The sequence below is a fragment of the Serratia sp. CC22-02 genome (genome assembly GCF_900182895.1).
Lineage (GTDB): Bacteria > Pseudomonadota > Gammaproteobacteria > Enterobacterales > Enterobacteriaceae > Serratia > Serratia nevei.
The window spans coordinates 1,075,838-1,089,470 of sequence record NZ_FXUD01000001.1 but is presented as its reverse complement, the minus strand read 5'-3'; the positions used below and the strand labels follow the sequence as shown (position 1 = coordinate 1,089,470).

Sequence of the window (13,633 nt, the reverse complement as noted above, 5' to 3'; positions counted from 1 at the left end):
AGGGTAATGCGGTGACACCTTTACTGGAACTGAAGCGAATAAAGAAAAGCTTTCCCGGCGTGAAGGCGCTGGACGGCATCGATCTGGCCATTCAGCGCGGCGAAGTGCACGCCCTGTTGGGCGAAAACGGCGCCGGCAAATCGACGCTGGTGAAAATCATGTGCGGCATCTATCAGCCGGACGAGGGCGATATTTTTATCGACGGCGAGCAGCGCCGCTTTAACAACTATCGCCAGGCGATCGAGGCCGGGGTCGGCATTATTTTTCAGGAATTCTCGTTGATTCCCTATATGAGCGCCATCGACAACATCTTCCTCAACCGGGAGATCAGGAACCGCTGGGGCCTGCTGGATCGCCGGGCGATGCGCCGCAAGGCCGAGGCCATTTTCAAGCGGCTGACGGTGGCTATCGATCTCGATTGCCCGGTGGAGCAGTTGAGCGTGGCGCAGCAGCAGTTCGTTGAGATCGCCAAGGCACTGTCGCTGGAGGCGCGGGTGCTGGTGCTGGATGAGCCGACCGCCACGCTGACGCCGGGCGAGGCCGAGCACCTGTTCAGCGTGATGAACGATCTGCGGCTGCTGGGCGTCGGCATGGTGTTTATCTCGCACCACCTGGACGAGATCTTCACCATCTGCGATCGCATTACCGTGCTGCGCGACGGCGCCTACATCGAAACGCTGGCTACCGGCGACACCAACGTGGAAGAGCTGGTGCGGCTGATGGTCGGGCGCAAAATCGAGAACGCTTTCCCGGTGAAACAGCACCCGGTCGATACCGCGACGGTGCTGCTGGAGGCGGAGATCCAGCGCGAGAAGCATGGCGCGACCGACCGCTTCCACCTGCACAAGGGTGAGATCCTTGGCTTCGCCGGGCTGGTGGGCTCCGGGCGCACCGAGACCGTCTCGGCGCTGATCGGCGCCAGCCGCTGCCACCGCAAACGCGTCAGCCTCGGCGGCCAACCGGCGGCGCTGCGCTCCCCGGCGCAGGCGCTGGCGCAGGGTATCGGCCTGCTGCCGGAGAGCCGCAAAACCGAGGGCCTGGTGCTGCCGTTCTCGGTGGCGCAGAACATCACCCTCAACCGGCACCACCGGCGCGGCAAGATCTTCGTCAGCGCCCGTAAGGATCGCGACGTGGTGCAGCGGCTGATCCGCGCCGTGGGCGTGAAAACCCCGGACGCCGAGACCGCCGTCAGCACCCTGAGCGGCGGCAACCAACAGAAGGTGGTGATCGCCCGCTGGCTCAACAACGACTGCAACATCCTGATCTTCGACGAGCCGACGCGCGGCATCGACGTGGGCGCCAAGGCCGAGATCTACCAGCTGATGCAGCAACTGACCCTGCAGGGCATCTCCATCATCATGATTTCCTCCGAACTGCCGGAGATCATCGGCGTGTGCGACCGCGTGCTGGTGTTTCGCGGCGGCCACATCGTCGCCGAGCTGACCGGCGACGACATCGAATCCAACCACATCATGCTTCACGCGACCGGGAGTGCCTTATGATCGGAATTGAACAACCCGCCGTGGCGCGCCGCGCCGCCGGCCCCAGCCTCGGCAAGCGCTGGGAAAAACTGCTGCATCACCCGGCGGTCTTGCCGTTTATCGGCTTCGCTGTCCTGTTCGTATTGATGAGCCTGCTGAACGACAGCTTCCTCAGCGTCAACAACCTGACCAACGTGGCGCGCCAGGTGTCTATCAATGCCATCATCGCGGTGGGCATGACCTGCGCCATCCTGACCGGCGGCATCGATCTCTCGGTGGGGCCGGTGATGGCGCTGGCCGGCTCGGTCGCCGCCGGGCTGATGCTGGCGGCGGTGCCGATCCCGCTGGCGATGGTGGCGGCGCTGGCGGTCGGCGCGCTGTTCGGCCTGGCCAACGGCGCCTGCATCGCCTACCTGCGCATGCCGCCGATCATCGTCACCCTGGCGTCGATGGGCATCGCCCGCGGCCTGGCGCTGCTCTATACCGGCGGCTACCCAATCTCCGGCCTGCCCGACGTCTTCGCGTTCTTTGGCCGCGGCACGGTGCTGGGCATCCAGGTGCCGATCCTGATCATGCTCGGCGTGTACCTGCTGGCCTGGCTGATGCTCAACCAGCTGCCGTTCGGCCGCTACGTCTACGCGATGGGTGGCAACGAAGAGGCGGCGCGCCTGAGCGGCATCCGCGTGCCGCGCTACAAGATGCTGGTGTACGTGATCAGCGGCCTGACCGCCGCGCTGGCCGGGCTGGTGCTGACCTCGCGCCTGATGAGCGGGCAGCCCAACGCCGGCGAAGGCTTCGAGCTGGACGCCATCGCCGCGGTGGTGCTGGGCGGGGCGGCGATCTCCGGCGGGCGCGGCGCCATCATTGGCACGCTGGTGGGGGCGATGATGCTCGGGGTACTCAACAACGGCCTCAATCTGATGAACGTATCGCCGTATATCCAGAACGTGGTGAAGGGCGGCATCATCCTGGCCGCCATCTACCTCAGCTCCGTGCGGCGCAAATAGGAGGCGCGATGTCAGTCTTTCTTGGCATAGACGTCGGCGGCACGGTGATCAAGGCCGGGCTGTACCGGGCAAGCGGCGAAGAGCTGGCAGTTGCCGAGCGCGACGGCGCGGCGATTGCCGCCCAGCCGGGCTTCAGCGAACGCAATATGGACGCGCTGTGGGATGACGTTTGCGCGGCGATCCGCCAGACGCTGCACGCGGCGGGATTGGAGGCCGGGCAGGTGCGCGGCGTCAGCTTTTCGGCGCACGGCAAAGGGCTGTACGCCATCGACCGCCACGGCAAGCCGGTCGGCAACGGCATCCTCTCTTCGGACAACCGCGCGGCGGCCACGGCGGCTGAGCTGCGCCGCGCCGGGGTGGATGCGCAGACCTACTCGCGCAGCCTGCAGCCGCTGTGGCCCAGCCACCCGGCGCTGCTGCTGCGCTGGCTGAAGCAGCGGCAACCGGCGCAGTACGCCGCCGTCGATCGCATCCTGATGGCGCACGACTACCTGCGCTTTCGCCTCACCGGCGAGGCGGCGGCCGAGGTGACCAACATCTCCGGCAGCAACCTGTTTAACCAGCACAGCGGCACTTACGATCCGGCGCTGATGGCGGCCTTCGGCATCGAAGAGGCGCAGGAGAAGACCGCGCCGGTGATCGGCTCCGCGCAGTTGGCCGGGCAGGTGACGGCCGCGGCGGCGGCGCAGTGCGGCCTGCGAACGGGCACCGCGGTGTACGGCGGCCTGTTCGACGTGGTGGGCGCGGCGCTCAGCTCCGGCGTGGCCGACGATCGCACGCTCAGCGCGGTGGCGGGCACCTGGTCGATCGCCACCTGCGTGACCGAGCGCATCATTCCCGCCGATTACCCCTACGCCTGGGGGCGCTACTGCATCGACGGCCGCTATTTCGTGCACGAAGGCAGCCCGACCTCGGCCGGTAACCTGGCCTGGTTCCTGCGCCAGTTCTGCGCCGACGACCGGCAGCGCTACGCCCAGTTCAACGCCTGGGTGGCCGAACGCCGCGAGCAGCCCAGCGGGCTGCTGTTCCTGCCTTATCTGTACGGCTCCAACCTCGGCGGCAACACGCCGGGCGGGCTGATCGGCCTGAGCGCCCACCACGAGATGGCGGACGTGGTGCAGGCGATCTACCAGGGCATCGTGTTCTCGCACCTGATTCATCAGGAGCGCATGGTGCAGCTGAATCCGCGCATTGAGCGGGTGCGCATGACCGGCGGGCCGACGCAGTCCGAGGTGTGGATGCAGATGTACGCCGACGCCGGCAACCTGCCGCTCGAGGTGGTGGAAACGCGCCAGAGCGGCTGCCGCGCCGCTGCCCTGTGCGCCGCCGTCGGCGCCGGGGAGTACGCCGGGTTCGCCGAAGCGATCGCCGCCGCGCCGCCCAAGCTGCGCTGTTATTATCCCGCGACCGCCGCCCATCGGCGCCTGCGCGCCCAGCAGGCGCGCTATCTGGCGGTCGCCCAGGCTTTGAGTGAGGTGACTGATGCAAACGACTAACGCCGCCTGTCTGGGGCTGTATGAAAAGGCGCTGCCCGCCGATATGAGCTGGCCGCAGCGGCTGGCCACCGCCGCCGAGCTGGGCTTTGAATTTGTGGAGATGTCGATCGACGAGCAGCCGGCGCGCCAGCAGCGGCTGGACTGGGATCGCCGCCAGCGGCTGGCGTTTATCCAGGCGCGGCTCGACAGCGGGGTGACGGTGCCGAGCCTGTGCCTGTCGGCGCACCGGCGCGAGCCGTTCGGCAGCCATGACGCTGCCACCCGCGAGCGGGCGCGGGGGCTGATGAGCAAGGCGCTGGAACTGGCGACGGATCTCGGCATCCGCAACATCCAGCTGGCGGGCTACGACGTCTATTACGAACCCGCCGATCGCCACAGCCGCGAACGCTTTATCGAGGGCATTCAGTGGGCGGCGGCGCAGGCCGCCAGGGCGCAGGTAATGCTGTCGGTGGAGGTGATGGACACGCCGTTCATCAATAGCATCAGTAAATGGCGCGACATCGCCCGCCACGTCAACAGCCCGTGGTTCACGGTGTATCCCGATCTCGGCAACCTCAGCGCCTGGGGCAACGACGTCGCCGCCGAGCTGGCGCTGGGCATCGGCAGCATCACCGCCGTGCACCTCAAAGACACCGTGGCGGTGGGGCCGGGCAGCGCCGGGCAGTTCCGCGACGTGCCGTTCGGCGAGGGCTGCGTGGATTTCGCCCACGCCTTTTCCGTGCTCAATGCGCTCGGCTATCGCGGCCCCTACCTGCTGGAGATGTGGGCGCGCGAAGACGGGCAGGACAAGCAACGCATCGCCCAGGCCAAGGCCTGGATCGAACAACAGATGAATGAGGGAGGCATCGCATGCTGAACGAACTCAAGCGGCAGGTGCTGGCCGCTAACCTCAGCCTGCCGGCATACGGGCTGGTAACCTTTACCTGGGGCAACGTCTCGGCGATCGACCGCCAGAGCGGGCTGGTGGTGATCAAGCCTTCGGGCATCGCCTACGAGGCGATGACGCTGGAGGATCTGGTGGTGGTGGATCTGGAGGGCAAGGTGCGCGAAGGGCACCGCAAGCCCTCATCCGACACCGCCACCCACCTGGCGCTGTACCGCGCCTTCGCCGACATCGGCGGCGTGGTGCACACCCACAGCCGCAACGCCACCATCTGGGCGCAGGCCGGGCAGCCGATCCCGGCGCTGGGCACCACCCACGCCGACTACTTTTACGGCGACATTCCCTGCACCCGGCCGATGAGCGAGGCGGAGATCGCCGGCGATTACGAGGGGGAAACCGGCAAGGTGATTATCGAAACCTTCAATCAGGCGGGGCGCGATCCGCAGCAGGTGCCGGGAGTGCTGGTCTATTCCCACGGCCCGTTCGCCTGGGGCAAGGACGCGGCGGATGCGGTGCACAACGCGGTGGTGCTGGAAGAGGTGGCGATCATGGCGATGGCGACGCGCCAGCTGGCGCCGGCCATCGCCCCGATGCAGCCGGAGCTATTGGATAAACATTTCCTGCGCAAGCACGGCAAACACGCCTACTACGGGCAATAGCGCCCGTCAGCGATTCAACAGCGAGCCGGTGAAGAACTCTCTGCGCACCGGCAGCTCGCCGCGCGGGCTGTGAATGGCGCTGAACAGCAGCTCCGCGGCGATCTCCCCCAGTTTCTGCGTATCGTGATACACCCCCGGAATGTGCAGGCCGTAAGCGCCGGCGCGCGGCGGTTCGTCTATCGAGAAGAACTTCACCTGCTCATAAAGCCCCATCTCGTGGCAGATGGCGATGGCGCCCAGCGTGATGATGCCGTTCAGGCCGATGATGTAATCCGGGCGGTTCTCCGGCTGCGCCAGATAGGCGCGCACCTCGCTCTCTTGCGAGGTGAAATCGTAGTCGCCGTTGATGATATGAATCTCACGGCCGCTGCCCTGCAGCGCCGCGACGATGCCGGCGGTGCGCGTTAGCGTAATTTCCGAATCCGCCGGGCCGCCGATGATCAGCAGCTTCTTCTCCGGCTGCTCCGCCAGATAGCGCCCGGCCAGCACGCCAATCTCGCGGTTATCGAGGAACACGCCGCTTAGCTGCTGATCGTAAAGGTCACGGTCGATCAGGATCAGCGGCACGCCGTACACCTCGGCCAGCTCGAGATAGGCGGGGCGGTAGCGCTTGTCGTCGCGCACCGCCGAGAGCAGGATGCCGCGCGCCTTGTAACCGAACAGCGCCTGAATGGCGCGCATTTCCGCCTCTTCGCTGCCGTCGGTGTCGAACAGCATGATCTGGTAGCCCTGCTGGCGCGCAATGCGCGACACGGTTTTGATCAGGCCGGAATAGAACGGGTTGTACATGCTGCTGGTGACGATGCCGATAATCTGGCTGCTGCTGCTTTTCAGCCCCTGCGCGAACGCGTTGGGCACATAGTTCAGCTCTTTGGCGATGGCGTGAATGCGCTCGCGGGTTTCCGGCTTGACCAGCTCGGGCTTATTGAAGGCGCGGGAAACGGTGATATTGGTCACCCTGGCGCGGCGGGCGATATCCACGATAGTGGCATTGGGATTGGCTTTCGACACCGTCTTTCCTTGCGTTATGCCTCAACAGATCCCTTATTGTAGGGAAAGGGCGGGGGCGGTGCTAGGGGGGGGGAGATTTGTTTGTGGGAAGGGAAAATAATAAAATGCAAAAATAGTTAATGATAAATTTTGTTGATTAGTATCTTTTTAATTATTTCGAGTGGCGGATTTTTATTGCAGGAAAGTGCGGTAAGGTGTGTTCCACGGGATAAGGATGCTTTGTGCCTAGGGTTAATTTTTCACTGTATCAACTACTGGGGGGAATTGATGGGTTCTATAAGCCATTAAATGGCAGTGCTATGTTTAACTAATGTTTTTTAAATCAAGCGATAGGTGTTTTGACATGGATATTAATGAGTTTCCACCGGGAGTTATGGAACATCTTGGTTGGTATGTATACCGATTGATTGATCCAAGAGATGGAAGTACTTTCTACGTGGGGAAAGGGAAAGGTAACCGTGTATTTGCTCATATGCGTGGTGAGGTTGCGGCAGCTGATGATGATGAATTACTTAGTAATAAACTCAAGCAACTTAGGGAAATAAGACTGGCAGGTCTTGAAGTTATCCATGTTATCCATCGGCATGGAATGTCTGATCAAAAAACTGCTTACGAGGTCGAGGCCGCACTTATAGATGCCTATCCCGGTTTAACTAACATCATGAATGGTGCCGGCAGTAATGAATATGGTGCTGCACACATTAAAGAGCTAATCGCCACATACCAACCTGAAACGGTTGTGTTCCAGCATAAAGTCTTAATGATATCAGTTAACAGAAGCTCAAAAGATGTAGACCTCTATGATGCCGTACGTTTTAGCTGGCGCGTAAACGTTGAACGTGCCTGTAAGGCTGAAGTCATACTGGCTACAGTGAAGGGAATCGTAAGGGGAGTGTATGTTGCTGATGAGTGGCTCAAATCTACTCGTGATAATTTCCCAGAGATGTCTTCATGGGATGCAGACGATGAGTTTGAATCTACTCAAAAATTTCGCTTTGGATTCCGAGGAAGAGTAGCACCTCCTGAGATAACAAAGATTTATCTTGATAAAAAAATCCCGGATGTTCTAAGAAAGAAAGGTGCTATGTCTCCTGTGAAATATTCTCCAGGTTTTTGATTTCTGAATGATGAATGGCTACCGTTTCTGTAGCCATTTTTTGTCGTAATCCATACATGTCCGCTGAGTGCCGACAATAGGCATTACTTATCTGCTTGTATATGGATTAATGGCAGTAGGTTAGCACCCGTGTTTTATCTGTGTAGATAGGAACATGGCCGGCCTCCCATTTGTTAATACACAAAAATGTTAGGAATACATACAACTTATGTGAGAACAATTGCGAACTCCTGATACTCGCTCAAAGCCGCCCCTCAAATGCCGCCTATCAAAGCAATAAACCAGCGCCAGCAGCGCTGGAGCGACGGCGGTGAGGCACTCACTGGGGGAAACAGCAATCCCCCGCTCAAGCATGATCGTATAGTATAAACAACGCAGGTGATGATCCCCACGATCGACTACCGATAACAACACCGCGAATCTAGCAGCGACTTTTCACTCCCCAACCCCCGCCACAACCTCGGCAACAGCGCCAACGTCTCTTCAATCAGCACCCGCCGGTCATTGCCCGGCTTCCAGATGGTCACCATGGTTTGGCTGATGCCCTGGCTGCCGACTTCGGTGCGCAGCGTGTTGACGTTTTCCCACTGTTCGGCATGCATGTGCGTCGGCAGGAATCCCCAGCCGCAGCCCTGTTCGAGCAGGGCGCGTAGCATTTCCAGCTCGTTGGTAAATATTGTATGCCCGGAAATTTGCAGGCGGCGCGCCACCGGTTCGTCAGAATCCGGGTGCATGATCACCTGCGGCGTGAGCGAGAGTTCCAGCAGCGAGAGCGGCTGTTCCGCGCCAGGGAAAAGCGTTTTGGCGGCGTAAAAATCCATCTCTATCGCCCCTAGGGCGCGCCACTCCATGGCGTCGCCCACGCTGCGATGGCGCGCCTGGCAGATCCCCAGATCGGCCTGGCCGTTTGCCAGCAGCCTTTCCGCTTCGTCGCGCGAGGCGTTAATCAGGCTCAGGCGCGTGTTGCGCTGGGCCATGGCGGCAATCAGTGCCTGCAGCAGCGCCCGGGGCGTGAAGGGATCGTAGACCAGTGAGATTTCCTGCGCCGCGCTCTTCGGCACGTCTTTGGCAAATGCCTCAAACGCTTTCACCTGGCGCATCAGCAGGTGCGCCTGGCGCTGCAGCTGTTCGCCTTCCGGCGTCAGGTGCAGGCTGCGCCCCTCGCGCAGGAACAGCGCATAGCCCAAACCATCCTCGAGAAAATCAATCAAATCGCGCAGCGTCGTGCGGTCTTTGCCCAGCTTGAGCGCGGCTTTCGCCAGGCTGCCGTGCTCGGCCACGGCGGTGAAGGCTTCCAGTTGGGCAAAGGAATAAATCAGGCTCGGCACGCGGTTCTCCCGTCGATTTTGCGGGGGATTTTCCCCCATCAGGCGTTTTTTATTATAGGCCGCGTTTTTTTAAGCTGAACGCCTTCCTGAGCTATGCGAGAAAAAATATGAAAAGCAAAGTGTTTAACCGCAGGCTGCTGGCGGGCGTTGTCATCAGTCTCTGCAGCGGCCTGTTGGCGCCCGCCGCGCTGGCCGCCTGTGCGGGCACCGAACTCAGCGCCTGTCCCGCGCCTTTCGATGCGCAATTGCCGGACACGCACAAGATGCTCACCTGGAGCCAGAGCGATCGGGTGATCGGTTTTCGTAACGACTACCGCAACTATGCGGGGGATGTATTTCACCATGGCAACGCCACGCAGCTGCTTACTGCCGCTAAACAGCTAACCGATGCCAGCTATCGGGTGAATGGCAAAACCTACCACCTGCAGGATTACCTGCAGCGCCAGAACGTCAGCGGCATGCTGGTATTGAAAGACGGCAAAATCGCCTGGAAATACCTGGGGCAGGGTAATACCGACGCTACCCTGTGGACATCGCGCTCCGTGGGCAAATCCGTGGTCGCCACGCTGGTGGGCGTGGCGATTAAACAGGGCAAGATCCGCTCGCTCGACGATCTCATCACGCAATACGAACCCGATCTGAAAGGCACCGCGTGGGACGGCGTGACCCTCAGGCAGCTGATCACTCACACCTCCGGCGTGGCGTGGAATGAGGATTACACCAACCCGAAATCGGACTTCGCGCAGCTGACCGAGTGTGAAGCCAGGCCCGGCACCTACGCCTGCGTGCGCAAGCTGGTGGCCGGTTTGCACCGCGCGCATCCGGCCGGGCAGAACTGGTCTTACTCCTCCGGCGGCGCGTGGCTGCTGGGCGACGTGCTGGAGCGCGCCACCGGTATGCCGCTGGCGGCCTATCTGCAGCAAAGCATCTGGCAGCCCTACGGCATGGCGAGCGACGGCGTGTGGCATGCCTACGCCAAAGGCCAGCACGACGTGGGCGCGCACGGCTTCAACGCCACGCTGGAAGACTGGGGGCGTTTCGGCGAATTCATTCTGCATAACGGGAAGCTGACGAACGGCAAACAGATCCTGCCGGAAGATTGGGTAGCCCAGTCGTCCAACTGGACGCAGGCGGCGGGTTCGGTATCAGCGGCGCATCCTAACGGTATTTACGGCTTCCAATGGTGGAACAACGAAGTGCCGGTGAATGCGATCAACGTGGAACCCATTCCGCAGGCCTCCCTCAAGCATTCTCTGTGGGCGCTGGGGATCTTCGGCCAGATGATTATGGTCAATCAGGCGGAGAATCTGGTGATCGTCCAGTGGTCCACCTGGCCGCAGGCGGAGCCTTCTTTCAGCGCACAACCGCTGGAGGCCTCGCTGATGTTTAGTGCGATAGCGAAGGAACTGCGTTAATTCCACGGAGCGAGCAGGGGCGGATGGCGGTTGCCATTCTGCCTCTGAGCGGCATATTCCATGTCTTCGACGCTGACCTTAAGGGAGTCTCAATTCTCTACAGGTAGAGGAGGCCAGTCTCCACCGTTTTTAATTAATAACTCTTTTATCTTGTTAATTTTTTCTTTATCCTCGGCATCGCCTACCCCTCTATCTATAAAGCGTTGGAGCTGATTGCCCATAGTCCAACCAAACTTACCCTTGATTTTATTATCTGCACCTCTCTCCAACAGAAGTATAGTATGATCAAACGAACGAGAATCCAGAGAGCTTATTAATATGGTATTCCCCAATGAATCCATTGTATTTATATCCGCACCATAATCCAGCATCACCTTTAACGTTTCAGGGTTTTTCGCTTCTAAAGCTTCGAATATAATGGGTTGATTGAATACCTTGTCTTTTGCGTTTGGCGGTAAACCTCCGTCGAGCATGGCCTTGATCCAAATTCCCTTGTCGGCTTTCATGACAAATTCCGCCGGGCTGCTTCCCCCTTCCGGTCTGGGCTGCAATGGGTCTGCGCCAGATTTAACCAGCTCGGTTATTATTTTCAGCCTTTCCAGCGTGTTTTTATCATAGATTGAGTTCAACACCGACCAAAACAGCAGGGTCATGTCTGCTTTCACTGGTCGATTCAGTTCTTCCTTGCTTATTGAAGGAAGCTTCTCTTTCAGTTTCACTTCATCGCCATCATAAATCAGCTGTGCGATGTCCAGCTGCCGGCCTTCAAAAAAATCCTGTGGCTCATATTCCATGCTTTTGTTGCATCCTTGCACCATGAGAACAGTAAACAGTAGCGCTATTGCCATTATCAATTTGCTCATATTCTCCCCCTGAGAATGGTGGCATCCTCGTCTTTCTGGTCTTCAATCCGTTTGATTGCGTGGTCTATAGCGTGTTTATCGAAAACCAGATGTAACCTGACAGCTACAGTATAATAACCGGCAGCTGTCAGATCTGCGTTGATGAAATTACTGTGTTTCCTTTGCTCCTTTCAAAAGCATGAGCTCGAGTATTTTCTTACACTGTACATTGTATTCTGAGCCATCTTGGCTGTCTTTTATTTGCCGATTCACTGCTGTTAACAGCGAAAGATTGTTTATATTTACCGGGTTAGGATTCGCACCCCGATTGAGCAGTAAGGTCATATGCTCAAAGGCTGAGCTAAAAAAAGCATCCATTAATAAGGTTTGTTGCAAGGAGTCTCTGATGTTTATATCCGCGCCATAATCCAGCATCACCTTTAATGTTTCAGGGTTTTTGGCTTTGATTGTTTGGAATACAATGGGCTCATTGAATACCTTATCTTTTGCGTTTGGCGGTAAACCGCCGTCGAGCATGGCTTTGACCCAAATCCCCTTGTCGGCTTTCATGACGAATTCCGCCGGGCTGCTCCCGCCCTCCGGTCTGGGCTGCAACGGGTCTGCGCCAGCTTTTACCAGGTCGGTTATTATTTTCAGCCTTTCCGGCGTGTTTTTATCATAGATTGAGTTCAACACCGACCAAAACAGCAGGGTCATGTCTGCTTTCACTGGTCGATTCAGTTCTTCCTTGCTTATTGAAGGAAGCTTCTCATTCAGTTTCACTTCGTCGCCATCATAAATCAGCTGTGCGACTTCCAATTGACGGCCTTCAAAAAAATCCTGTGGTTCATATTCCATGTTTTTTTTGCATCCTTGCATCATGAGAACAGTAAACAGTAACGCCATTGCCATTATCCACTTGCTCATATTCTCCCCCTGATAGTGGCGACATCCTCGTCTTTCTGATCTTCAATCATCAGGTGAAATAATATCATCGGCGATATACAGCAGTTTCAAACTGGAAAACATAGCGTGTCTCTTCCTTTGCTTGCTGCACCTTGGCCTGTTCAGGCGGGCGCTCGCACTCCTTGCACTCGATGGCCCCCTGAGGGGCATGTTATCGAACGGCAGTCAGCGGTAGCTAACGGCGCATAGGACACCAAATAAGGGATAATAACGGCTCAGGCCAATTTGTAAAGCCGGCCAAATGTTAACCGGAAAGTTCTTGTTCTCAAAAGGGGGACTGGGTGTTTTGAATCCATCTCCTAGTTCAATCGCGCCTTAGTATCGGCAGCGCATCCTAACGGCATTTACGGCTACCAGTGGTGGAACAACGAAGTGCCGGTGAATGCGGTCAACGTAGAACCCGTTCCGCAGGCTTCCCTGAAACATTCCCTATGGGCACTGGGGATCTTCGGACAGATGATTATGGTCAATCAGGCGGAGAATCTGGTGATCGTCCAGTGGTCCACCTGGCCGCAGGCGGAGCCTTCTTTCAGCGCGCAACCGCTGGAGGCTTCGCTGATGTTTAGCGCGATAGCGAAGGAATTGCGTTAACGTCGATAAGCCCATCTTTGCAGATGGGCATTATCTGAATGTTACTCACTATCACCCTGTTTTTATTGCTTTTTATCCCCGCCATTCAAAACTTTAAACTAAACATATCCCTGACTCATTTCTTAAAGCAGGGGAGAGTGAATGTCTGAATTATTGTAGTTGACCATAATGCCAACGTTCGCCAGTAAACCACTCATCGGGGTCATCACCGCCATGGTATTCAATTGCAACACCTAATTCTTGCACGCCATCTGGAAGAATAAGTCCCCATTCCTTAGCAAGGCTGCGTTCTTTTAAAATTATCGATGAACCATTGTCAGAACTGTCTTCTGAAATAAAACCCTGAAAATACTCATCTGAATGGTACAAACAGATTTCGCTGGTAAACATGTCCGGGAGGCAGATGACGGCAGTAATTCGCGGCTTGTCGTCGCAATCTGCTGTTGCGAGCATCAAATTAGCACAGGCATTTATCAAGGCCTGCGCACAGTCAGCCTTAATTTTTTTGTTACTGTGCTTTCCTTCAACCAGGTTGATTTCTACAGGTATTTTGTAATTCCAGTAATGTCTGTCCTCAGAAAAGTCAGCCCGTGCTGGATCATGGAAGGTTTCGGACCAACGCTTAAGTGCCTTCAAACGGCGGGGAATGTTTCTTATTTTTGTGCGGTAATCTCTGTTTAAGCGTCTACTCATGTGCTGCAATTTCCCTGTCTACTCATGAATTTACGCCATCGTCTCATACTTGGTGTGCTTCTGTTTCAGATTTCTTAACCCCATGTAGTTACACTGTTTTTAACCAGCCGCCCTGCTTAATGTCAGCTCAGGTCGCTTTATCTA

General features: G+C 57.9%; 12 protein-coding genes and 1 pseudogene. 8 read left to right on the top strand and 5 right to left on the bottom strand.

What is annotated here, in order from left to right; all coding sequences use genetic code 11:
• Positions 1-11 precede the first annotated feature (11 nt).
• The 5 genes from QOL81_RS05190 to araD are packed head-to-tail and all read left to right on the top strand — an operon-like array spanning position 12 to position 5,526.
• Positions 12-1,502, top strand: a complete 1,491-nt coding sequence (locus QOL81_RS05190; protein WP_043136367.1) for a sugar ABC transporter ATP-binding protein — start codon at positions 12-14, stop codon at positions 1,500-1,502.
• Positions 1,499-2,488 (top strand): ABC transporter permease, encoded by a 990-nt coding sequence (locus QOL81_RS05185; RefSeq protein ID WP_169318616.1) that lies wholly within the window; start codon positions 1,499-1,501, stop codon positions 2,486-2,488. The genes QOL81_RS05190 and QOL81_RS05185 overlap by 4 nt, the downstream gene beginning before the upstream one ends.
• Positions 2,489-2,496: 8 nt before the next feature.
• Positions 2,497-3,984 carry an FGGY-family carbohydrate kinase gene (locus QOL81_RS05180; protein ID WP_283439712.1) on the top strand — a complete coding sequence of 496 codons (1,488 nt, stop codon included), beginning with the start codon at positions 2,497-2,499 and terminating at the stop codon, positions 3,982-3,984.
• Positions 3,971-4,840, top strand: coding sequence for an L-ribulose-5-phosphate 3-epimerase (locus QOL81_RS05175; protein ID WP_283439711.1), 870 nt, complete (start codon positions 3,971-3,973; stop codon positions 4,838-4,840). The genes QOL81_RS05180 and QOL81_RS05175 overlap by 14 nt, the downstream gene beginning before the upstream one ends.
• Positions 4,834-5,526, top strand: coding sequence for an L-ribulose-5-phosphate 4-epimerase (araD, locus tag QOL81_RS05170; protein ID WP_033632583.1), 693 nt, complete (start codon positions 4,834-4,836; stop codon positions 5,524-5,526). The genes QOL81_RS05175 and araD overlap by 7 nt, the downstream gene beginning before the upstream one ends.
• A gap of 6 nt (positions 5,527-5,532) precedes the next feature.
• Here the strand turns inward: araD and QOL81_RS05165 are convergent, their stop codons facing one another.
• Positions 5,533-6,537, bottom strand: a complete 1,005-nt coding sequence (locus QOL81_RS05165) for a LacI family DNA-binding transcriptional regulator (protein ID WP_060420277.1) — start codon at positions 6,535-6,537, stop codon at positions 5,533-5,535.
• A 343-nt stretch (positions 6,538-6,880) separates the two neighbouring features.
• On the opposite strand from QOL81_RS05165, the gene QOL81_RS05160 reads away from it, so the two are divergent.
• Positions 6,881-7,654, top strand: coding sequence for an LEM-3-like GIY-YIG domain-containing protein (locus tag QOL81_RS05160; RefSeq protein ID WP_142110222.1), 774 nt, complete (start codon positions 6,881-6,883; stop codon positions 7,652-7,654).
• Between the two features lie 398 nt (positions 7,655-8,052).
• Here QOL81_RS05160 and QOL81_RS05155 read toward each other — a convergent pair whose 3' ends face one another.
• Entirely contained in the window at positions 8,053-8,982 is a 930-nt protein-coding gene (locus QOL81_RS05155) for a LysR family transcriptional regulator (RefSeq protein WP_283439710.1), read from the bottom strand.
• A 107-nt stretch (positions 8,983-9,089) separates the two neighbouring features.
• Here QOL81_RS05155 and QOL81_RS05150 point away from each other — a divergent pair, with 107 nt between their 5' ends.
• Positions 9,090-10,397, top strand: a complete 1,308-nt coding sequence (locus QOL81_RS05150) for a serine hydrolase domain-containing protein (protein ID WP_283439709.1) — start codon at positions 9,090-9,092, stop codon at positions 10,395-10,397.
• 89 nt (positions 10,398-10,486) lie between these two features.
• Here the strand turns inward: QOL81_RS05150 and QOL81_RS05145 are convergent, their stop codons facing one another.
• Both QOL81_RS05145 and QOL81_RS05140 read right to left on the bottom strand, forming a co-directional pair.
• Positions 10,487-11,260: an ankyrin repeat domain-containing protein gene (locus QOL81_RS05145; protein ID WP_283439708.1), complete on the bottom strand. Its 774-nt coding sequence runs from the start codon at positions 11,258-11,260 to the stop codon at positions 10,487-10,489.
• 147 nt (positions 11,261-11,407) lie between these two features.
• On the bottom strand, positions 11,408-12,166 hold the full coding sequence (locus QOL81_RS05140; RefSeq protein WP_049202126.1) for an ankyrin repeat domain-containing protein: 759 nt from the start codon (positions 12,164-12,166) through the stop codon (positions 11,408-11,410).
• A gap of 357 nt (positions 12,167-12,523) precedes the next feature.
• Here QOL81_RS05140 and QOL81_RS05135 point away from each other — a divergent pair.
• Positions 12,524-12,796 (top strand): annotated as a pseudogene (locus tag QOL81_RS05135) (serine hydrolase domain-containing protein); the annotation flags it as partial.
• A gap of 150 nt (positions 12,797-12,946) precedes the next feature.
• On the opposite strand, the gene QOL81_RS05130 reads toward QOL81_RS05135, so the two are convergent.
• The gene (locus tag QOL81_RS05130) at positions 12,947-13,489 is read right to left on the bottom strand and encodes a DUF3916 domain-containing protein (RefSeq protein ID WP_197826888.1); all 543 of its coding nucleotides are present in this window, start codon (positions 13,487-13,489) and stop codon (positions 12,947-12,949) included.
• Positions 13,490-13,633 lie beyond the last annotated feature (144 nt).

What these genes read in the sequence shown, in the direction of transcription:
- QOL81_RS05130 (WP_197826888.1), bottom strand. Translation starts at nt 13,489, where the DNA reads ATGAGTAGACGCTTAAACAGAGATTACCGCACAAAAATAAGAAACATT.
- QOL81_RS05185 (WP_169318616.1), top strand. Translation starts at nt 1,499, where the DNA reads ATGATCGGAATTGAACAACCCGCCGTGGCGCGCCGCGCCGCCGGCCCC.
- QOL81_RS05175 (WP_283439711.1), top strand. Translation starts at nt 3,971, where the DNA reads ATGCAAACGACTAACGCCGCCTGTCTGGGGCTGTATGAAAAGGCGCTG.
- QOL81_RS05180 (WP_283439712.1), top strand. Translation starts at nt 2,497, where the DNA reads ATGTCAGTCTTTCTTGGCATAGACGTCGGCGGCACGGTGATCAAGGCC.
- QOL81_RS05160 (WP_142110222.1), top strand. Translation starts at nt 6,881, where the DNA reads ATGGATATTAATGAGTTTCCACCGGGAGTTATGGAACATCTTGGTTGG.
- QOL81_RS05145 (WP_283439708.1), bottom strand. Translation starts at nt 11,260, where the DNA reads ATGAGCAAATTGATAATGGCAATAGCGCTACTGTTTACTGTTCTCATG.
- QOL81_RS05140 (WP_049202126.1), bottom strand. Translation starts at nt 12,166, where the DNA reads ATGAGCAAGTGGATAATGGCAATGGCGTTACTGTTTACTGTTCTCATG.
- QOL81_RS05150 (WP_283439709.1), top strand. Translation starts at nt 9,090, where the DNA reads ATGAAAAGCAAAGTGTTTAACCGCAGGCTGCTGGCGGGCGTTGTCATC.
- araD (WP_033632583.1), top strand. Translation starts at nt 4,834, where the DNA reads ATGCTGAACGAACTCAAGCGGCAGGTGCTGGCCGCTAACCTCAGCCTG.